General features: G+C 36.7%; 19 protein-coding genes. 13 read left to right on the forward strand and 6 right to left on the reverse strand.

The window, feature by feature from the left end; all coding sequences use genetic code 11:
- Positions 1 to 184: 184 nt before the first annotated feature.
- Together FEE95_RS15325 and FEE95_RS15330 are read left to right on the forward strand one after the other, a co-directional pair.
- Entirely contained in the window at positions 185 to 823 is a 639-nt protein-coding gene (locus tag FEE95_RS15325) for an MOSC domain-containing protein (RefSeq protein ID WP_138658877.1), read from the forward strand.
- Positions 824 to 903: 80 nt separating this feature from the next.
- Positions 904 to 1,179: a DoxX family protein gene (locus FEE95_RS15330; protein ID WP_317129258.1), complete on the forward strand. Its 276-nt coding sequence runs from the start codon at positions 904 to 906 to the stop codon at positions 1,177 to 1,179.
- A 59-nt stretch (positions 1,180 to 1,238) separates the two neighbouring features.
- On the opposite strand, the gene FEE95_RS15335 is transcribed toward FEE95_RS15330, so the two are convergent.
- Positions 1,239 to 1,823, reverse strand: a complete 585-nt coding sequence (locus FEE95_RS15335) for a T9SS type A sorting domain-containing protein (protein WP_138658879.1) — start codon at positions 1,821 to 1,823, stop codon at positions 1,239 to 1,241.
- A gap of 199 nt (positions 1,824 to 2,022) precedes the next feature.
- Here FEE95_RS15335 and FEE95_RS15340 point away from each other — a divergent pair, with 199 nt between their 5' ends.
- Entirely contained in the window at positions 2,023 to 2,910 is an 888-nt protein-coding gene (locus FEE95_RS15340) for an AraC family transcriptional regulator (protein WP_138658880.1), read from the forward strand.
- A gap of 246 nt (positions 2,911 to 3,156) precedes the next feature.
- Here FEE95_RS15340 and FEE95_RS15345 read toward each other — a convergent pair whose 3' ends face one another.
- Complete coding sequence (locus FEE95_RS15345; protein WP_138658881.1) at positions 3,157 to 3,933, reverse strand: S1/P1 nuclease; 777 nt, start codon at positions 3,931 to 3,933, stop codon at positions 3,157 to 3,159.
- A gap of 106 nt (positions 3,934 to 4,039) precedes the next feature.
- Between FEE95_RS15345 and FEE95_RS15350 the strand changes: the two genes are divergently transcribed.
- The 9 genes from FEE95_RS15350 to FEE95_RS15390 all read left to right on the forward strand — a co-directional run bounded on the left by FEE95_RS15350 (position 4,040) and on the right by FEE95_RS15390 (position 17,242).
- Complete coding sequence (locus FEE95_RS15350; protein WP_238474594.1) at positions 4,040 to 6,283, forward strand: transglycosylase domain-containing protein; 2,244 nt, start codon at positions 4,040 to 4,042, stop codon at positions 6,281 to 6,283.
- Positions 6,284 to 6,382: 99 nt separating this feature from the next.
- Positions 6,383 to 7,243, forward strand: a complete 861-nt coding sequence (locus FEE95_RS15355) for an SPFH domain-containing protein (RefSeq protein ID WP_138658882.1) — start codon at positions 6,383 to 6,385, stop codon at positions 7,241 to 7,243.
- Between the two features lie 22 nt (positions 7,244 to 7,265).
- On the forward strand, positions 7,266 to 7,430 hold the full coding sequence (locus FEE95_RS15360) for a type II toxin-antitoxin system antitoxin (RefSeq protein WP_138658883.1): 165 nt from the start codon (positions 7,266 to 7,268) through the stop codon (positions 7,428 to 7,430).
- 67 nt (positions 7,431 to 7,497) lie between these two features.
- Positions 7,498 to 9,693, forward strand: a complete 2,196-nt coding sequence (locus FEE95_RS15365; RefSeq protein WP_138658884.1) for a DUF5916 domain-containing protein — start codon at positions 7,498 to 7,500, stop codon at positions 9,691 to 9,693.
- A 100-nt stretch (positions 9,694 to 9,793) separates the two neighbouring features.
- Positions 9,794 to 11,995 carry a DUF5916 domain-containing protein gene (locus FEE95_RS15370; protein ID WP_138658885.1) on the forward strand — a complete coding sequence of 734 codons (2,202 nt, stop codon included), beginning with the start codon at positions 9,794 to 9,796 and terminating at the stop codon, positions 11,993 to 11,995.
- 101 nt (positions 11,996 to 12,096) lie between these two features.
- Entirely contained in the window at positions 12,097 to 14,298 is a 2,202-nt protein-coding gene (locus tag FEE95_RS15375; protein WP_138658886.1) for a DUF5916 domain-containing protein, read from the forward strand.
- 24 nt (positions 14,299 to 14,322) lie between these two features.
- Complete coding sequence (locus FEE95_RS15380; RefSeq protein WP_138658887.1) at positions 14,323 to 15,120, forward strand: HAD family hydrolase; 798 nt, start codon at positions 14,323 to 14,325, stop codon at positions 15,118 to 15,120.
- A 34-nt stretch (positions 15,121 to 15,154) separates the two neighbouring features.
- Positions 15,155 to 16,477 (forward strand): DUF819 family protein, encoded by a 1,323-nt coding sequence (locus FEE95_RS15385; RefSeq protein WP_138658888.1) that lies wholly within the window; start codon positions 15,155 to 15,157, stop codon positions 16,475 to 16,477.
- A 60-nt stretch (positions 16,478 to 16,537) separates the two neighbouring features.
- The gene (locus FEE95_RS15390) at positions 16,538 to 17,242 is read left to right on the forward strand and encodes a DUF4369 domain-containing protein (RefSeq protein WP_138658889.1); all 705 of its coding nucleotides are present in this window, start codon (positions 16,538 to 16,540) and stop codon (positions 17,240 to 17,242) included.
- Between the two features lie 57 nt (positions 17,243 to 17,299).
- On the opposite strand, the gene FEE95_RS15395 is transcribed toward FEE95_RS15390, so the two are convergent.
- The 4 genes from FEE95_RS15395 to idi all read right to left on the reverse strand — a co-directional run bounded on the left by FEE95_RS15395 (position 17,300) and on the right by idi (position 19,626).
- Positions 17,300 to 17,569: a hypothetical protein gene (locus FEE95_RS15395; RefSeq protein WP_138658890.1), complete on the reverse strand. Its 270-nt coding sequence runs from the start codon at positions 17,567 to 17,569 to the stop codon at positions 17,300 to 17,302.
- A 70-nt stretch (positions 17,570 to 17,639) separates the two neighbouring features.
- The gene (locus FEE95_RS15400; protein ID WP_138658891.1) at positions 17,640 to 18,602 is read right to left on the reverse strand and encodes a type I phosphomannose isomerase catalytic subunit; all 963 of its coding nucleotides are present in this window, start codon (positions 18,600 to 18,602) and stop codon (positions 17,640 to 17,642) included.
- Between the two features lie 81 nt (positions 18,603 to 18,683).
- On the reverse strand, positions 18,684 to 19,097 hold the full coding sequence (locus tag FEE95_RS15405; RefSeq protein ID WP_138658892.1) for a 6-pyruvoyl trahydropterin synthase family protein: 414 nt from the start codon (positions 19,095 to 19,097) through the stop codon (positions 18,684 to 18,686).
- Position 19,098: 1 nt separating this feature from the next.
- Positions 19,099 to 19,626 (reverse strand): isopentenyl-diphosphate Delta-isomerase, encoded by a 528-nt coding sequence (gene idi / locus FEE95_RS15410; RefSeq protein WP_138658893.1) that lies wholly within the window; start codon positions 19,624 to 19,626, stop codon positions 19,099 to 19,101.
- 234 nt (positions 19,627 to 19,860) lie between these two features.
- Between idi and FEE95_RS15415 the strand changes: the two genes are divergently transcribed.
- Entirely contained in the window at positions 19,861 to 20,358 is a 498-nt protein-coding gene (locus tag FEE95_RS15415; protein ID WP_138658894.1) for a hypothetical protein, read from the forward strand.
- Positions 20,359 to 20,364 lie beyond the last annotated feature (6 nt).

The raw sequence follows: 20,364 nt of genomic DNA on the forward strand, positions 1-20,364 counted from the left end.
GTACCAACTTTGAAATCATGAATTAATTGAAACATATTAAGCTTAACCTCATATAATTGTCGCCAATTTCAGCTTAGGCCAAAATCAAAAACGTTGAAATCCCCCCCCGATAACTTTCCATGAACTGGAAGGTTATTACCAAAACCACTGCATTAATTTGTGGTGGTTTTTTTATCTTTAGAAAATGCAAGTAATTTCAACCAATATCGGCACTTCTACTACTTTCATCTGGAATGGAAAAGAAGAACAAACAGGAATATTTAAATACCCAACAACAAACTCTATATTTCTGGGAAAAAATGACGTTTTAAATGATACCGTAATCAATAGAGTTAATCATGCCGGAATCAATAAGGCTTGCTATTTATTTGCTTCAGATAATTATCCATACTGGAAAGAATTATATCCTGAGTTAGATTGGGACTGGGGTATGTTCGGTGAAAATCTAACGATTGAAGGACTGGATGAATCTAAGATACGAGTGGGGGACATTTATAAATTAGGAGGCACCTTAGTTCAAGTATCGCAACCTCGAGAACCTTGTTATAAATTAGGTGTTCGCTTTGGAACACAAGATATCTTAAGACAATTCATAAATCATAATAAACCAGGTACATATGTGCGCATCCTAAAAGAGGGTGAAGTCAAAACAGGTGATAGTTTAGAATTAATAGAACAATCAGAGAATACGCTTACTACGCAGCAATTCTACGAATTAATGTTTATGAGAGAAAAGCCCCAAGAACTGCTTGCGCTATTTATGGATAATCCTTCTGTTCCCCAGTATAAAAAAGAACGATACAAAAAATTTCTTGAACATTGAATTATCCTTGGCACTTATACTTAATGGTTGTGATTTATGTCATCGCCGGTATTATGCATTTTGTTAGACCCAAAATGTACATGCGTATTTTACCAGGGTACCTACCCGGACATAAGGCCTTAGTCGCTATTAGTGGTATTGCGGAAATTGTCATTGGTATTGCACTTTGCTTTCCAGCGACCAAAAATTTCGCCATTTATGCGATCATGGTTATGTTGACCTTCTTTTTACCGGCCCATTTTCATATGCTTTTTAATAAGAAAGCTTCGATGGGAATAGCTAAATGGGTACTAATAGCTAGAATACCACTACAATTTGCGCTGATGTTTTGGGCGTATTGGTATTTGCGATACTAAAAAAAGCCCTCAAAGTAACACGCTTTGAGGGCTCAAAATATAAACTAACTTAATCAACTTTACTCTACAGTGACATATTCAAAATAAATGTCATCTTTACTTTTAACTAAAATGGTATAACTATCTTCAAAAGCATTTTTGAAGTTGAATGTTTTTTCGATTAACATTTCATCAGTTATAGTTTCTTGAAATATAGAACGGCCTTCACTATCCATTACGGCTATTTTAACCGCATCTTTTTGAAGATTCAATAGGTTTAGGAAAACTCGTCCGTCTTTTTGTCTAAAAATGGGTTTCACATTTTCTTTCTTTTCTCGAATCATGATTTTAGAATCATTAACGGTAAATCCAAAAATTGTTTCCTTCATAGAACTCTCTACTTCCAAGAAATAATTACCTTCAGGAAGGTTTTGCAAATTGAACTTCTTTGAATAGATGTTTCCAGTTGCTATTTTTTCCGTATATATGATCTCTCCGTTAGTATCAATAATACTAACAATCGTTTGTTCAGACGTTGTATCCATTTCAAAATTTAAACTTTTCTCCGAATTAGGAGCCAAACTAAGTTTTGGTTCTTTAGCCAAGCCTGTTGCCGCTGCAAACATTAAAGCTACTACTGCGATTGATCTTACTACCTTTTTCATAATTATTAAATTTTAGGGTTACTATTAATCAACACCACAAAACTACGGCCAGGATATGATCTCAACTACAGCTGAATTTTCCAATTTATGTTCTATATTGTCATATGCATATATTAAATATTATTATAATGGTAATATAGAACATATTATGGGTAATTTTGGACTAATCGCCTTATCGCAGAGCTAGTAATTTTGACATATGAATAGCAATAAAGTTGTCATACAAAAGCCAACGCTTAAATCAGTTGAACCAACATTTGGTAATTCATTTACCTATATGAAGTTTGACAAAAACCAGAAAAACCGTTTCACAACTTGGCACTATCACCCAGAAATCGAATTGGTTTTCGTTAATGGCGGTTCTGGTAAACGTCAAATTGGTAGTAATCTCTCCTATTATACCAATGGAACACTGATTCTTATCGGAAGTAATCTTCCTCATTGTGGATTTACCGATGAACTAACAGGTAATAGAAGCGAAACTGTCGTTCAAATGAAGAAAGACTTTTTAGGGGATCATTTCTTCACCATTCCAGAAATGGAAAAAATTCAAAATCTTTTCGAGATTGCAAAATCAGGTGTGGTCTTCTACGGAGAGACCAAGGCTATTTTAGGTCATAAACTGGAGAATTTAGATACCAAAAACAATTTTGAGCGTCTGTTATCCCTACTGGATGTATTATATGGCTTAAGTACCACAGACGAATTCCGAATTTTGAATGCTGAAGGTTTTTCAATGCCAGCCGATATCCAGGATAATGATAGAATAAATATCGTTTTCAACTTTGTAAAAACTAACTTTAAGGAAGAAATAAAACTAGTAGAGATTGCAGATTTGGTAAGTATGACCGTACCTTCGTTTTGTAGGTACTTCAAAAACATTACCAATAAAACATTCACCCAATTCGTTAATGAATATCGATTGGTTCATGCGTCAAAGTTGTTGGCAGAACAACCTTTAAGCATTACAGACGTATGTTTTGAATCAGGATTTAACAATTTTTCATATTTCAACAAGTCATTTAAAAAATTTACAGGACAGAGTCCATCAAAATATAGAAACGAGCTTAAACAGGTAATAACCTAAAACGTTTATTTTGTGCAGAACGAGTACCAAGGTAAAACGATAAATCAAAGGAAAACAGAATATCATGAAATAAAAAAGCTGTTCTTATCAGAATAGCTTTTTTAATACCCTTTTCTAGAGCTAGTTACTATCTTTAACATTTGGGTGACTATGCTAATTTCCTCGCGCCTAACTTCTCTAACATAACTTCAAATGTTGTGCCAAGGTATAGTCGCTCGTCGAAATAAGTATTTATTAGGTAAAATGCTATTCGTAGATTTCGTTTAAGATTTTAGCCAAACGTAATCCTCCTTTTTGCAACTGCTTCTCAACGGTCCCCCACCAAACATAACTATAGCGATAAAACAACTTCTCGCCCACTTCAACGGAGTCATATAATTCATTAGCTATATCTTGAGATTCTTCTACCCAATCATAAATCGTACCCTCTTGAATAAATTTCTTCTGGGTTTTAGTAAGCCGGGGTAAAGATTCAGTAAGCTCTGAATAGCTCATGCCATAATCTTCGATCATATTTAAATCCCACACTTTGTGAAGATTGCTTCCTCTATTGAACCATTGCACCTGAATATCGTTTCCTCCTTTGTCTTCTATACGTCCAACGTGCATTGGCTGATGTAAATCACCTACGAGATGTACCAAGAATTTTAGATAAAATACTTTATCAGCTTTAGAGCTATTCTTATCCTTTACAATTTCGATACATTTTTCAATTCCTGTTATTAAATCCCCGTATTCGCTCGGTTCTACATCCCCGTACTTTTTATCAGCTGGAAAATTGACATAATGCCAAGCACTAAATTTCTTATACTTGCGGTCCGCCTTGATATCGTCACCAAAGGTTGAAACAAGAGCTAAGCTTTGTCCGTCCAGCAATTTGTCAATCGCCTTTCTAGCCTTTCTCGACAAGTGCTGCTGTGCCACCTCTCCAGTAGTTCTATGTCCGGTTTTTGACCAAAGCATGTCATTGCCGAATGTGAATTGAACCGATAAAAAAAGAATTAGAAGCAAACTGCTTTTCATAGAATGTCATTTTTTTCAAATGTAGCTAATGAACTTTAATCTATTGTTAACTCGTATGTCATTTTATATTTAAAATCTGATATTGCATCGATAAATGAATCAATTGATGTTTAAAAAGATAAAATCCAAGTATTTAAAATATGTACTTATTGGGATTGGTACCCTGCTTATTGCAGCGACACTTTTTGTTTTTAGCGTTTATTTGGGTGTCTGGGGGAAACTACCAAGTAAAAGCGAGCTTGCCGGTTTCGAATACCAACAGGCATCAGAAGTGTATACTGCAGATAGTGTGCTTATCGGAAAGTACTATCTCTATGATAGGCAGCCCATTGCATATTCAGAATTTCCACAGCATCTACTAGATGCCTTGGTTTCTATTGAAGATGAACGCTATTATGAGCATTCCGGAATAGACTACCCCAGCTTATTGCGAGTTGGATTTAAAACTATTTTGATGCAAGATCAATCCTCAGGTGGCGGAAGTACACTTACCCAACAGTTAGCCAAAAATTTATATCCCCGCAGGGAAAGGAAGAAAACAAATATTACCGTTAACAAAGTTAAAGAGATGATTATAGCATCTCGTTTAGAGAGCATTTTTTCAAAAGATGAAATCTTGACGCATTATTTGAATACTGTTTCATTTGGGGATAATACCTTCGGAATCGAAAGTGCATCCCTAAAATTCTTTAATAAGAAAACCAGCCAACTAAGAATTGAAGAGGCCGCTGTTCTGGTCGGAATGTTGAAAGCAACCTACGGCTACAACCCTCGTGTTTATCCTGAAAAGAGCTTAGCCCGAAGGAATTTAGTGCTACAATCAATGGTGAAAAACGATTTTCTATCGGAAGCCGAAAAGGATAGTTTGACCGCCATCCCTTTAAAATTAGATTATCGAAAATTCGACTATACTGATGGTATCGCACCTTATTTTAGAGAGGAAGTACGGAAGAAGCTTATCAAATGGGCAAAGTCTGAAAATGAAAAAGGAAACGAATACAACATTTACACTTCTGGACTCAAAATATACACAACTCTAAATTACAAAATGCAAGTTATGGCCGAGGGGGCTATGAAAAAGCACATGAGTAAACTTCAAAAAAGTTTTGAAGATAGTTATGGAAAAAGAGCCCCATGGATTCAAAACAAAAAGCTTGTCGAAAAGGTGGTTCGGGGAACACCTCATTATCAAAAACTACTCAAAAATGAATTGTCAACTTCCGAAGTATGGGATTCTTTAAGTCAAAAACGAAATATGGTCCTAACCGATTGGTCAGGGGATAAAACAGTGAATGCAAGTACAATTGATAGCGTTCAACATTATATGAAGTTCTTGAATACAGGTTCTATGGGCATAAATCCGAAGACGGGAGCGGTCCATACTTGGATCGGTGGTATTGATTTCAAACGCTACAAATTCGACCACGTGGCCCAAGCGCAAAGACAAGTTGGTTCCACTTTTAAACCCATTGTCTATACCGCTGCTTTGGAAACTGGAATTCCACCTTGCGCCTATTTTTCAGCAAGCGAAGTAGCATACGAAAATCTTAAAGGATGGTCTCCTAGCAACTCAGGAAATAAAGATGAGGCCTACTTGAATTATTCTATGGAAGAATCACTGAGCAAATCAGTCAATACAGTAGCGGTAAAAGTTCTCGAAGCTACCGGCATTGAAAATGTACTAAATCAGGCAAAGAAAATGGGTGTGTTTTCGAAACTTCCTAATCAACCTTCTGTTGCTTTAGGAACTGGGGAAATCTACCTTAATGAATTAGCGGGGGCTTATGCGAGTTATGTAAATAACGGAAAGGCCGTTTTACCCTATTTGATAGAAACCATCACAAACCAAAATGATTCTATTTTGGTTCAATTTGAACCGAAAAGAGCAAAAAAAAGAGCATTTTCAAAGCAAACTCAACAAATTATGCTCGAAATGATGAAATCCACCATCAATACCGGAACAGCAAAACGCATCCGTTCTACCTATAAATTGAACAATGATATCGCAGGAAAAACGGGCACTACGCAAAACAACAAAGACGCTTGGTTTGTGGCTTTAACTCCAAAGTTAGTACACATCACTTGGGTAGGACTAGACAATCACGAAATCGGATTCAAAAGCACAAGTCTTGGACAAGGCGCAAATGCAGCCTTGCCCATATTCGCAAGTTGGTACCAACAGTTGAATAAGCACAAAGAATTCAACGCCATTACAAAAGCACGATTTGAAAAGCCAAATCCTTTCGTGTTGGACCAATTGAACTGTGAACCTGTAAAAAGAGATGGGTTTTTTAAACGCTTGTTTACCAATCCGAAGAAGAAAAAATCCAAAAAGTTCAGAAATGGATAAACTTTAATTCAAAATCCAAAAACTTGAACAGAAACTAGGAAATATCATTTATTATTATATCTTTATGATATCATTTTAATATCATTAAATTATTCTATCATGAAGAACGAAAAAAACATAACTGCCTTAAATGGGTATCTCTTCCTATTAATAATACTCTTGATTCTTGTCGGGAGTGTTACTATGTTCTTACAAACTGATTACTTCCTTTGGTTATTTCTTATTCCTATTGCCCTTATCTTGATACCAGGTTTAATTTTGGTCAATCCGAATAGTTCAAAAGTTTTATTACTTTTTGGAAAATACATGGGTACGGTAAAGAATAACGGACTCTTTTGGGTCAACCCATTATACTCTAAAAGAACAATATCTTTGAGAGCTAGTAACTTTGACAGTGAACGCCTAAAGGTTAATGACAAGCTTGGCAACCCGGTGATGATTAGCACTATCTTGGTTTGGAGGGTTACCGATACCTACAAGGCTGCTTTCGATGTGGACGATTACCAGAATTTTGTGCGAGTTCAAACAGATGCCGCGGTTAGAAAATTGGCAAGTATGTATCCATACGATAACTTTGCTGATGAGGGCCTTGACGAAGACATCACATTACGTTCAAGTGTAAATGAGGTAAGTGAGGCACTTGAAAAGGAATTGCAAGAACGCTTATCAATGGCTGGTATCGAAGTTCTAGAAGCAAGGATTGGTTACTTAGCTTATGCCCAAGAAATAGCAAATGCCATGTTGAAACGTCAACAGGCAACGGCAATTGTAGCGGCTCGACATAAAATCGTTGAAGGTGCTGTAAGTATGGTAGAAATGGCCTTAGAAAAATTAGGCAAAAAAGATATCATCGAGCTAGACGAAGAAAGAAAAGCTGCGATGGTAAGCAATCTTATGGTGGTACTTTGCTCTGACAAAGACGCCTCACCAATCGTAAATACTGGCACTTTGAATCACTAGTATTTATTTTAGAAATAAGTAAATGGCAAAAAAGAAAGCGTTTGCGTTACGCTTAAACGAGGAGATGCTTAAGGCAATCGAGAAATGGGCTGCGGATGAATTTCGCAGCACCAATGGTCAAATTGAGTGGATGCTTATGAAAGCCTTAAGAGAACAAAAGCGAGAACCCAAAAAAAAGGGAGAATAGAAGAGCGCATTTTAGTCATTAACTTCAAATTTAAACTTGTAAATTTGCTCCTGCTAATTCAAAATCAATGACAAGAGCATTTTACGCCTTTGTACTTCTACTGTTTACCATTCCTTTATCCAGCCAGACCAGTGAAAAATCTTTTACGGTAAAATTCATTAGTGAAACGCCCACTATCGATGGTGTTCTAGATGAATCATTTTGGGAAACAGCCGAAAGTGCTCATGACTTCCAACAATATTTTCCAACAGATTCGGTTCTGGCAGAACATCCGACGCAAATTAAAATGGTATATAGTGAAACTCATCTATACATTGGGCTGACGGTCAAATCAATTGGAGATAAATGGGTTACCCCTTCCCTAAAAAGGGATTTTAGGGCAAGTACAGGTGATAGCATGAGTTTGGTATTTGACACCTTTAATGATGGCACGAACGCATTCCTATTTGGTATCAATCCATATGGTGTTCGAAGAGAAGTACTTATATCTGGTGGTGGTTCTGATTTAAGAGGTTTTAATGATTCTTGGGATGTCAAGTGGAAAGGTGATTCCAAAATATATGGGGATTACTATACCTCCGAAATGGCCATTCCACTTACTTCTTTCAAATTCAAGGAAGGTGAAACTAAATGGCGTTTTCAAAGTTATCGCTTTGACCTTCAAACGAATGAGCGCAGTACCTGGGTACGTGTCCCTCAAGGGCAGTTTCTGGTGAGTCTGGCATTCATGGGTGATATGCATTTTGAAAAGCCCTTGGGCAAATCAAGAACCCCACTGGCCCTTATTCCGTACGTAAACACTATTGCAGAAAAAGATTATGTATTGGATAATAGTGGTAGCAATATTAAAGTCGGTGGGGATGCAAAAGTGTCTATCGGAAATGGAATGAACTTGGATATCACTGTAAACCCAGATTTTTCGAATGTCGAGGTCGATAATATCATAACTAACCTCACTAGGTTCGAGGTTTCCCTGCCTGAGAAAAGACAATTCTTTATAGATAATAGTGACCTTTTTGGAAGTTTTGGTGGCAGTAGGGATGCAAATCCGTTCTTCTCAAGACGTATTGGAATAGCTCGAGACACCGCTGGGAACACCATTGAAAATAGAATTATCGGTGGACTACGCTTAAGTGGAAAACTCAACAAAGACTGGCGATTAGGTTTTTTCAGCATTCAAACAGATGAAGATGTTGACAATGAAATTGCTTCTAACAACAATACCATGTTGGCCCTTCAAAAAAAGGTGTTCTCGCGTTCCAATATCAATATGTTCTTTATCAATAGACAATCATTCAAAGATTATGATTTTGTCGATCGCGAAAATGAATTCAATAGGGTTTTGGGTCTGGATTATAATTTGGCGTCTAAAAATAATAAGTGGATTGGTAAATTTTACACACACAAATCCTTTCAACCTGATGACAATAAAGGAAACTATTCCGTTGGAGCGAATTTAGGACGGATATCAAGGTATTTCAACACATTTGCCGATGTAGTTTACATTGATGAGGATTTTACCTCAGATCTAGGATTTATCCGTAGAACTGATATAATAAAAGGTGTTGCCTCCTTTGAAAAAGTATTTTGGCCAAAGAGCAAGATTGTAAACAATTACAGTTTTGAACTTTTTCCAATAACCGTTTGGAGGCCCAGCCTCGATTACCAGAAAACAGATCAAGATGTTAGGTTAACGGGCAAATTGGGCTTTCAAGATCAATCTCAACTAAGTTTAGGGTTTACGAATAGATTTACGTTTCTAATTAATGAATTTGACCCTACACGAACCGATGGAGTTCCACTACCAGGAAATGCAGGGTACCATTTCAATAGTGTAAACCTAAGTTATACGTCCAATAGGGTCAACGTACTTTCCTTTATGGGGGAATCGACTTTGGGTAGATTTTTCAATGGAAATATATTTTCAGTAGATGCACAGCTTTTTCTTAGAATATTGCCCAAAGCACAAATAACCCTGGCGCTTAACTATAACAAAATAGCATTGCCTGAGCCTTATCCAAGTGCCGATATATGGTTGGTAAGCCCCAAGGTAGAACTTACATTCAGTAAATCACTCTTCTGGTCGACACTGATTCAATATAGTAACCAAGAGAACAATTTAGGTATCAACTCTAGATTACAATGGCGTTTTGCACCACTTTCCGACTTGTTTATCGTCTACAACGACAATTATTTTGTAAATCAATTTTCGCCGCGCTATCGTTCTATAAATTTGAAGTTTACCTATTGGTTGAATATCTAAGCGATAAGCATCTAACATTTTAGGATTTTCACATAAAAGTTTAGGGTTTTCTTAACGCTCTAAAGGAGTAAATTTGCAATTCCAGCTAATTCAAGACTTAATGATAAGAACGTTACCGGTTCTCCCCATGCTATTTTTTGTTCTATTTTCCTTTGGACAAAATGGCAATAAAAGCCTTACTGTAAAATACATTACAAACTCCGACATAGTTCCCGATGGCGTTCTTGACGAAGCCATTTGGGAAAAAGCAGAAAGTGCCAATGAGTTTTGGGAATACTTCCCCTTAGATTCTATTCAAGCACGTAAGCAAACGGATATCAAAATGTTCTATGATGATAAGAATCTATATGTCGGAATAATCAATTATACCGCGGGAAAAGATTATGCCATACAATCGCTAAAGCGAGATTTCTTAGCTGGCGGAAACGATAACATTAGTGTAATTTTCGACACTTTCAGTGATGGCCAAAATGCCTTTTTATTTGGTACAAACCCGTACGGGGTTCTTCGGGAAGCTTTGATTTCAGAAGGAAGCTCACGACGAATTGGTTTTACGACCTCTTGGGATGTCAAGTGGAAAGGTGACTCAAAGATATATGACGATTACTATACCTCTGAAATGGTCATACCGTTGAGTTCCTTTAAGTTCAAAGAGGGAACTCAAAAATGGCGTTTTAACAGTTATCGCTTTGATACGCAATCGAATGAGACTAGTACATGGATTAGGATTCCCCAAAACCAACAAGTATGGGGTACTGCATTCATGGGCGACATGATTTTCGAAAAACCTTTGGGAAAATCAAAAACTCCCTTGGCTATAATTCCTTATGTCAATGCGATTTCTCAAAAAAATTTCGAAACCGATGAGGGTCTAAACAACATTAAATTTGGAGGAGATGCCAAAGTCGCTATTGGTACTGGTTTGAATTTGGATCTTACTTTTAATCCTGATTTCTCCCAGGTAGAAGTAGATAATCAGATTACAAATTTAACCCGTTTTGAAATTTCACTACCCGAGCGAAGGCAGTTTTTCATTGACAATAGTGACCTTTTTTCAAGCTTTGGTGATCAACGTGATGCCAACCCTTTCTTCTCAAGAAGAATCGGTATTGCGAGAGATACTGCCGGAAATTCGATAGAAAACAGAATTATTGGTGGCGTACGTTTAAGTGGCAAATTAACTAACAATCTTCGCGTGGGCTTATTGAATATTCAAACCGATGAAGATTTAGAAAATGAAATTCCATCAAATAACAATACCATGTTTGCCTTGCAACAAAAGGTATTCTCAAGGTCAAATATTGGTATGTTCTTCATTAACAAGCAATCCTTTGAAGATTATGATTTTGTTGAAAGAGAAGATGAATATAACAGACTTTTAGGTGTTGATTATAACTTGGCCTCGCAAGACAATACATGGACTGGGAAGTTTTACCTGCATAAATCATTTCAACCTGATGACAACAAGGGTAATTTATCCAGTGGTGTACGGTTTGCTTACAATTCAAGGTATTGGAACTTTTCCGGAAAAGGTATTTTCATCGATGATGAGTTTTCCTCTGACCTAGGTTTCGTGAGAAGAACGGGTATCGCACGAAGTTTCGTAAACGTAGAACGCGCTTTCTGGCCAACGAAAGGTAAAATTCAAACCCACTCATTTCAGTTTTTTCCGGTATATACCTGGAGCCTAGAAGATGATTTTAAAACTACCGATTATACTTACAGAGGCTCATGGGAAGCTAAATTTAATAATACTTCTGAATTCAGTATAAATGCAACCAACCGCTTTACATTTTTATTTGATGACTTTGATCCCACAGGTACCGATGGAGGTATTCCAATTCCTGGCGATAAGGGATATCATTACAATAGTGTCGAGGCGGGCTATGAATCTGATCAAAGAAAAATATTTGCCTATGGGCTGGGATCCGAAGTGGGTCGATTTTTCAATGGAAATCGTTTCTCCGTTGAGGGTGGTATGACCTTACGTTTTCAACCGAAGGTATTTTTATCATTGTTATTCAATTACGATCAAATCTCATTACCAGACCCTTATCCCAGTGCTAATATCTGGTTAGTGAGTCCGAGAATCGATATTACTTTTAGTAAATCTGTCTTTTGGTCTACCCTGGTCCAATATAGCAATCAAAGGGACAATTTAGGTGTCAATTCTAGACTCCAATGGCGTTTTGCGCCACTTTCCGACTTGTTCATTGTATATAACGACAACTACTTTGTAAACAGTTTTGAACCTAAGAACAGATCCATTAATTTGAAACTTACCTATTGGTTGAATATTTAAAGGAATTAAAACCTCAGCTTTTTCCAAGTCTTGCCACAAAGATTTAAGGTTTTCTTAACGCTCTAAAGGGTTAAATTTGTGTCCTAGCTAATTCAGGAACAATGACAAGAGCCTTTTTGGCCGTTGTATTTATCGTACTTTCGGTTTTTTCAGCCTTCTCTCAAACTGAAAAAAAATCTTTTACCGTAAAATTTATAAAAGAAGCCATTACGCCCGATGGAAAGCTTGAAGAAGCGATTTGGGAAATGGCCGAAAATGCGGATGACTTCTGGGAATATTTTCCAATGGATTCTATTCAAGCTAGAAAACAGTCTCAAATCAGAATGCTATATGACGATAAAAACCTTTATATCGGAATTAAGGCATACTCTGGGGGAGATAACTACGCTACACAATCTTTAAAACGGGACTTTCGGGGCAGTGGAAGTGATAGTTTTTCCCTTGTATTCGACACCTTTAATGATGGTACAAATGCTTTTTTATTCGGAATAAATCCATACGGAGTACGACGGGAAGCCTTAATTGCCAACGGAGGAACTAGTAGAGATGATTTCAATCTTTCTTGGGATGTAAAATGGAAAGGAGACGCTAAAAGGTACGATGATTACTTCACTGCTGAAATGGTCATACCGCTAACTTCTTTGAAGTTTGAAGAAGGGGCCACAAAATGGCGTTTCAATAGTTACCGAATTGAAACACAAGCCAACGAGCGAAGTACTTGGACAAGAATTCCACAAAACCAACTGATTTACAATTTGGCCTTTATGGGCGAAATGGTATTTGAAAAACCCCTGGGAAAGTCAAGAACTCCCTTTGCATTAATTCCTTACATCAACGGTCTTTCTCAAAAGAATTTTGAAAATGAAGAAAGTGTGAACACGTTCAAGTTTGGCGGAGATTCGAAAATATCGATAGGAAATACCCTTAATTTAGATGTTACCGTAAACCCTGATTTTTCACAAGTTGAGGTAGACGACCAGGTTACAAACTTGACTCGTTTTGAGGTAAACTTACCCGAAAAACGCCAATTTTTTATCGATAATAATGATCTTTTCGCAAGTTTTGGAAACGGTTTTGATTTTAGTCCGTTTTTTTCAAGACGCATTGGTATTGCCCAAGACACAGCAGGCAGTCGCATTGAAAACCGCATTCTTGGTGGAGTACGCTTAAGTGGAAAACTAACGAAAGACCTTCGGGTGGGGGTTTTGAATATTCAAACAGCTGAGGACTTGGAAAATAGAATTCCGTCTAACAATAATACAATGCTGGCATTGCAACAACGTGTTTTCTCAAGGTCGAATATTGGGATCTTCTTTATCAACAAACAGTCTTTTGAGGACTATGATTTTGTAGAGCGCGTGGATGAATACAATCGAGTTTTGGGAATAGACTATAATCTAGCCTCGAAAAACAACACCTGGAACGGATCATTTATCACCCATAAATCATTTCAACCTGACGACAACAAGGGGAATTTAGCTTCAAGCGCCCTTATTCGATACAATACCAGAAAATTCAATGTATTTGCGAAGGCTAGTTTTATAGATGAAGATTTTCGTTCAGATTTGGGTTTTATACGAAGAACCGATCTTTTTAAGACATTAATCAGTGCCGAACGTGTTTTTTGGCCAAAAAAGGGAATTGTCCAGAACCATTCTTTTCAGTATTTCACAAATATACGTTGGAGCCCAAGTAGAGACTTTCAAAATACCGATTATGACCTTCAATCAAGGTATGAAGTTAATTTCAACAATCAATCACAAGCTAGAATCGAATACACCAATAGTTTTACCTTCTTGTTCGACTCTTTCGACCCAACACGCACAGAGGGCGCCATCGAGCTTCCTGCCGACCAAAATTATCATTACAATAGTATTGAAGCGGGTTATCAATCCGATCAAAGAAAACTTTTCTCTTATGATGTACAGTCTAGCGTAGGTCGTTTTTTTAATGGAAATCGTTTTTCAGTAGAAGGTGGAATGACCTTAAGATTTCAACCAAAAGCCTTTATTTCCGTACTTTTTAATTATGACCAAATTCACCTGCCAGACCCGTATCCAAGTGCGGATATTTGGTTGATAAGTCCTAAAATCGATATTACCTTTAGCAAGTCAATTTTTTGGTCTACATTAATTCAATACAGCAACCAACGAGATAATCTAGGTTTCAATTCGCGATTGCAATGGCGTTTTGCTCCTCTTTCCGACTTGTTCATTGTTTATAACGACAACTACTTTGTAAACAGTTTTGAACCTAAGAACAGGTCTATTAATTTGAAGCTCACGTATTGGTTAAATATCTAACTATCCACACACAAAACAGCTACAATGAACTTTAAAGTGCTATGTTCGGATTTGGACGGAACCATGCTCTCATCCAAGAGCGATGTATCAGAATTTACAATCGCGGAAATTGTACGCGTTAAGGAACAAATGCGCATAATATTGGTTTCGGCACGTATGCCCCAAGCAATGACTTATCTTCAAGAAAGATTAGGTATTGAAAACCAACCTATTATTTGCTATAATGGTGCGCTAGTATTAGACGGTGAGAATGAAATTTTTACAGAAACTATCGATTTTAATGCGGTTGAAGAAGTACATCGTCTTTCCGAAGAACTTCATATCAAATTGGGACTCTACCACAATAGGGAATGGTACGTAGAGGAAATGTCCGAAAGGGTCGAAAAAGAAATCACATATACACGGACTAAACCACAATTTAGAAATATCATTAAGACTCTTGAAGATTGGAATAGTAGAAATATTAGCGCCCACAAAATAATGCTGATGGGTACCAAAAATTCTTCGGATACCATATTTCCTATACTGATTGATGGTTTCAGTAATCGGATGAACATCTACCGTTCAAATGAGACGCTTATTGAATTAGCGCCAAAATCAGTTTCTAAACTATCAGCAATTCAATTGTTACTAACTTCAGATGAAACGCTTGACGATGTTATCTCCTTTGGTGACAACTACAATGATATCCAAATGCTTGAACATTCCGGATGCGGTGTAGCAGTTGAAAATGCTCGTAATGAAGTCAAAGCAAAAGCCAATCACATTACTTTAAAAAATACAGAACACGGAGTTGCCCACTTCATCAAGCAACATTTATAAATGTTTATATTTGGAAGAATCAATCTACTTCTAAATGACCGAAAAATTATTACCAGAACCTTTTGTGACCGATGATACTATTGTCTTCGGATTATTAGCCCTCAGTTTAGGCTTTGTTTTTTACACCTCATCTATCAAAACAGGATTTTGGAAGAAATTTTATTCCATAGTTCCAGGGGTTTTAATGTGCTATCTTTTACCAAGTCTATTGGCCTCATTTGGAATAATTGCAGAAGAATGGCATACTATTGACGAGTTCGGGAATGCTACAAAACACAGTTCACGTTTATACTATATGGCTAGTCGCTATTTACTTCCAGCGGCCCTTGTTCTAATGACATTGAGCATTGATCTGAAAGCAATTGCAAATCTTGGATCTAAGGCCCTTATAATGTTCTTTACTGGAACCGTTGGAATTATAATTGGAGGACCTATTGCAATTTTACTTGTATCTATTCTTTCGCCTGAAACTGTTGCCGGAAATGATTTTGATGCCATATGGAGGGGGTTATCAACTATAGCTGGGAGCTGGATAGGAGGAAGTGCCAATCAAGCTGCGATGCTAGAAGTATTTAAATACAATGGTGATGCCTACACAAAAATGGTTTTAGTAGATATTGTTGTCGCCAATGTTTGGATGGCAATCATTCTTTTTGGAGCTGGCAAAACGAAGAAAATCGATGCTTGGCTGAAGGCAGACACTTCTGCTATTGAAATTTTGAAAACTAAAGTCACTGAATTTACGGAAAGAATATCACGAATACCTACTACAAAAGATTATATGGTTATGTTGGGACTGGCCTTTACAGCAGTTGGCATTGCTCATTTTTCTGGAAATCACTTGAGTTCTTTCTTACAGCAAAATATAGCAGCTGTAGCAGATAAATCAAATTTCCTTTCTTTTTTAGGGTCTAGTTTCTTTTGGATGGTTGTTATCGCTACCCTTTTTGGTGTTGCATCTTCATTTACAAAAGCAAAAAATTATGAAGGAGCAGGAGCAAGTAAAATAGGCGGAATGTTTATATATATTTTGGTAGCTACTATTGGTATTAAAATGGATCTTACCCGCACTTTTGAAACACCTGGGCTAATTCTGTTAGGCTTTATTTGGATAGTAATTCATGCAGGATTACTCATCTTAGTTGCTAAACTTATCAAAGCACCATATTTCTTTTTAGCAGTCGGAAGTCAAGCCAATGTAGGAGGAGCCGCTTCGGCACCGGTAGTTGCTGCCGAGTTTCATTCTTCACTAACTTCAGTAGGAGTTCTTCTAGCTGTTTTCGGTTATGTTGTTGGAACGGGCGGAGCTTTGTTCTGTGCTTATTTGATGGAAGTAGCATCGAATCTATCTCCATAACAAATAAAGCTAATTACTTTTCAAATAATTTACAGATATTTGCCGCACCAAAATAAATACATGAAGAAGATACTTTATACAATCGCTTTACCCTTTTTAATATTAGCTTGTGGAGATGGAATAACGGAAAACACCATGACTGTTTCTGGGTCGGTGAAAGGACTTAAAAAGGGTACTTTGTACTTACAGCATGTACCAGATTCCACCTTGGTTACAATCGATTCGTTGGAAGTTAAAGGAAATGGAAGTTTTAATTTTCGAACAGAACTGGAGAGTCCAGAAATATTCTATCTGTATTTGAACAAAAAAGATAACAATGATATTAACGACCGTATTACTTTTTTTGGTGAACCGGGCAATATAACCATAAACACTTCTTGGAACACCTTTGATACCAATGCGGAAATAACTGGTTCTCACACTCATGCCAAACTTGAGGAATATAGAAAACACATGACCACGGTGAACAAAAGAAATCTTGAACTATTACAGCAAGGATATAATTCAGAAACCCCATTAGATTCGTTACAACTAGATTCTCTTCAACGTCAAAGTGACCGAAACACACAACGTGGCTATCTTTTCGCCATAAATTACGCCATTAACAACAAAGATTCTTATATAGCGCCATATATTGCGATTAGCGAAATAGCGAACGCCAATGTGAAGTATTTGGATTCCATCAATAATTCGCTTAGTCCAGAGGTTGCAGCTTCAAAATACGGGCGTTTGCTTCAAGCGCACATCGAATCAGTAAAAAATTAAATAAAAAAATCCGTCATGAAATTCATGACGGATTTTTTTATTCTTAAATTATCAAGACTAACTGAGCTTGTTCAATTTATCGATTAGGTCTTTCCCTTTTTTCTCCAGCTCCTGACGAACCCCTTTCAAATGAGCCGACCTATTTTCAACACTTCTTAGATTCACTTTTGCAATCAAATCGTCAAAAGTTTCGATAGCACTATCGATAATCTTTGCACCTTCTTTTGAATCCGGTTTATTATTGGCCGCATCAACAATGTATACAGCTTCTATAATATCACCCAATACATAATTGATATCTTTCTTTAAATCTCTAATATTCGCCATTTGTAGTATTTTTTTACAAAAATAGGGTTATTTGGATTCTCTTCTTCAAGGGAATGAAAAAAAGTACGATTTAGATGGTGACTTCAAGAAGTTTCACTTCGCTAGTTTTTAGATGAATTCTACTAGAATTTGCTGACACAAGAACGGTTTCTCCTTTTTGAATTCTTGCCGAACCATGGTCATTTTGAACTTCCACAGAACCGCCAACGCACATGAATATGGTAAAAGAATCCCTTTCTGTTATATTCAACTCAAGCTCTTCAGAAAGTTCTATAAAATTGGTTTTAAAATATGGGCAATCCACCATCTTATTTACGGTGTTCATTTCTTTAGGGTAACCTACTTTAAAATCATCCTTCTTTTCATAATCAATGGCATCTAATGCCTGTTCCGTATGCAGCTCTCTAAGATTTCCGTTTTTATCTCTTCGGTTGAAGTCAAAAACACGATAGGTTACATCTGACGTCTGTTGTATCTCAGCTAAAAGGACCCCTGCTCCGATGGCGTGAATCTTTCCGGTATTAATAAAAAAGGTATCGCCCTCCTTAACCGATTCGTAGTTTAATAAATCTAAAAGTGAGTCATTTTCAAGACTTTGGGCATACTCCTCTTTGGTAACATCTTTATTAAATCCTACGATGAGACTAGCTTCGTCATCCGCATCCATAATGTACCACATTTCTGTTTTTCCGAAAGAATCGTGACGCTTCTTCGCCAATTCATCATTAGGATGTAATTGAATCGAAAGATCTTTCTTCGCATCAATAAACTTGATAAGAATTGGAAAATCCGTACCAAAACGTTCCACTACGCTTTTTCCCAGCACTGATTCCGGATTTCTATTAATCAACTCCTGTAAAGAAGTGCCTGACAACTCTCCATTGGCAACAACCGAAACATCGCCTTTTACAGTCGAAAGCTCCCAACTTTCACCAGTAATATCATTTTCGATAGGCTTGCCCAGTTTATCCTTTAGTTTGGTGCCTCCCCAAAGACGTTCTTTTAATATCGGTTTAAACTTAAATGGGTACATATCTTAATTGATTTATTTGGTGAAATTAATTTCAAGATATAAATGGCAATCCCCCTCGAGCTTCGAGATGTAGGAATAATCCTAATTCATACCTGAAAAAGTAACGAAATTTCGAGGTGTTTCGTATAAAGTAACTTCAAGTTCTTTTTCTAAATCGATATGTGGACGTAGTTTATTCCAGATTACAACAGCGATATTTTCAGCAGTAGGATTTAAATCTTTGAATTCAGGAACCTCAACATTTAAATTTTTATGGTCAAAGGCGTTTTCAACTTCTGATTTAATCAAATCTTTCAGAATCTTCACGTCAATAACAAATCCCGTTTCTGAATCTATTTCTCCATAGACACTAACGATAAGTTCGTAGTTATGCCCATGAAAGTTCGGATTATTACATTTACCGAAAATTTCATCGTTTTTTTCAAAACTCCAGTCTGGGCGATACAACCGATGGGCTGCGTTGAAATGAGCTCTTCTACTTACTTTTACTTTCATTTCAGGAAAGGTTTTTCGTCAAGTGTTCATAAAACTTCTCAAAAATTATTTTAAACCAGGCCGTATATTCACCGGGGTTCTTCGCAATATCCTCTTTAATGTCGATAGGTTTCATCCATTTCCAATCGGCAACTTCATCGGTATTTATAACTGGTGCTTTATTGTAGTCACCAATCATGACATGGTCTAATTCATGTTCGGTAAGCCCATTATCAAAAGGCGCTTTGTAGATAAAAGAGCATAATTCCGTAAGTTCCGTCACAAAACCCATCTCTTCTTGCAATCTTCTTTTTCCAGCAACAATATTGTTTTCTCCTTCACGTTGATGGCTGCAACAAGTGTTTGTCCAAAGTAATGGAGAATGGTATTTATGCCCTGCACGTTGTTGCAGCATCGTTTCCCCTTTATCATTCATCACAAAAACTGAAAATGCTCTATGTAAAACCGCCTTTTCGTGGGCTTCCATTTTAGGCATAAGACCTATCTGCTCATCATTTTCATTAACTAGAATTACCTTCTCTTCTTTCAAATTATTCTCTTTTAAAGACCAATAGCATTTTTAACAAAAATAACACCTTTAGGGTAGTTAAAAAGGGTCTAAGGAATAAAATATGCTTATGGTAGCATCGGTCAGGATAATGTAAATACGAATTCTCTTATCAAATTTTATTCTATCATAAAACAAGCCTTGAAAGAAAATTGATTTAGAAAAGTGTCTTTTAAATCGGTAAAAAAATCTGTATTTTTAAGTCAAAAGGATGTTATGAAAAGACTCTCCATATTTTTAATCTCTTTTTTAATCTCAGGTGTTGCATTAGGTCAAGGAAAACTTTCTAAAAAAGAATTGCGCGAAAAGCGTAAAGCTGCCAAACAAGCTGAGCTGCATCAAAAATTAGTTGAATCAGTCAAGGACTCTTCATGGGGCTTTTTTCCGTACAAAATAACCTCAACACTCAAATCCGGAGATGATGGAGGAATGTTTACATTTTCTGATATGCGGATGACCTTGTTCAATGTCTTTATCCCAAATGCCAAAAACGTTGACAAACAAAATAGAATCCCTTCTTATGATGCCCAAGTTTCTAATTATAACTATGAAATAGATGACTTAGAAAATATTCAGATTTCATTAGTTTTTGAATATGAAAGGGATACATATTCTTTTCTGTTAAAAAAATTAAAAGATGAAAAATGGGCTTCATTAAAACTCTTAGCGAACAATAAAATTTTAGGAACTTACAATGGTCCTCTTAAACAATAAGTATGA

The sequence above is a fragment of the Maribacter algarum (ex Zhang et al. 2020) genome (genome assembly GCF_005885635.1).
Lineage (GTDB): Bacteria > Bacteroidota > Bacteroidia > Flavobacteriales > Flavobacteriaceae > Maribacter_C > Maribacter_C algarum.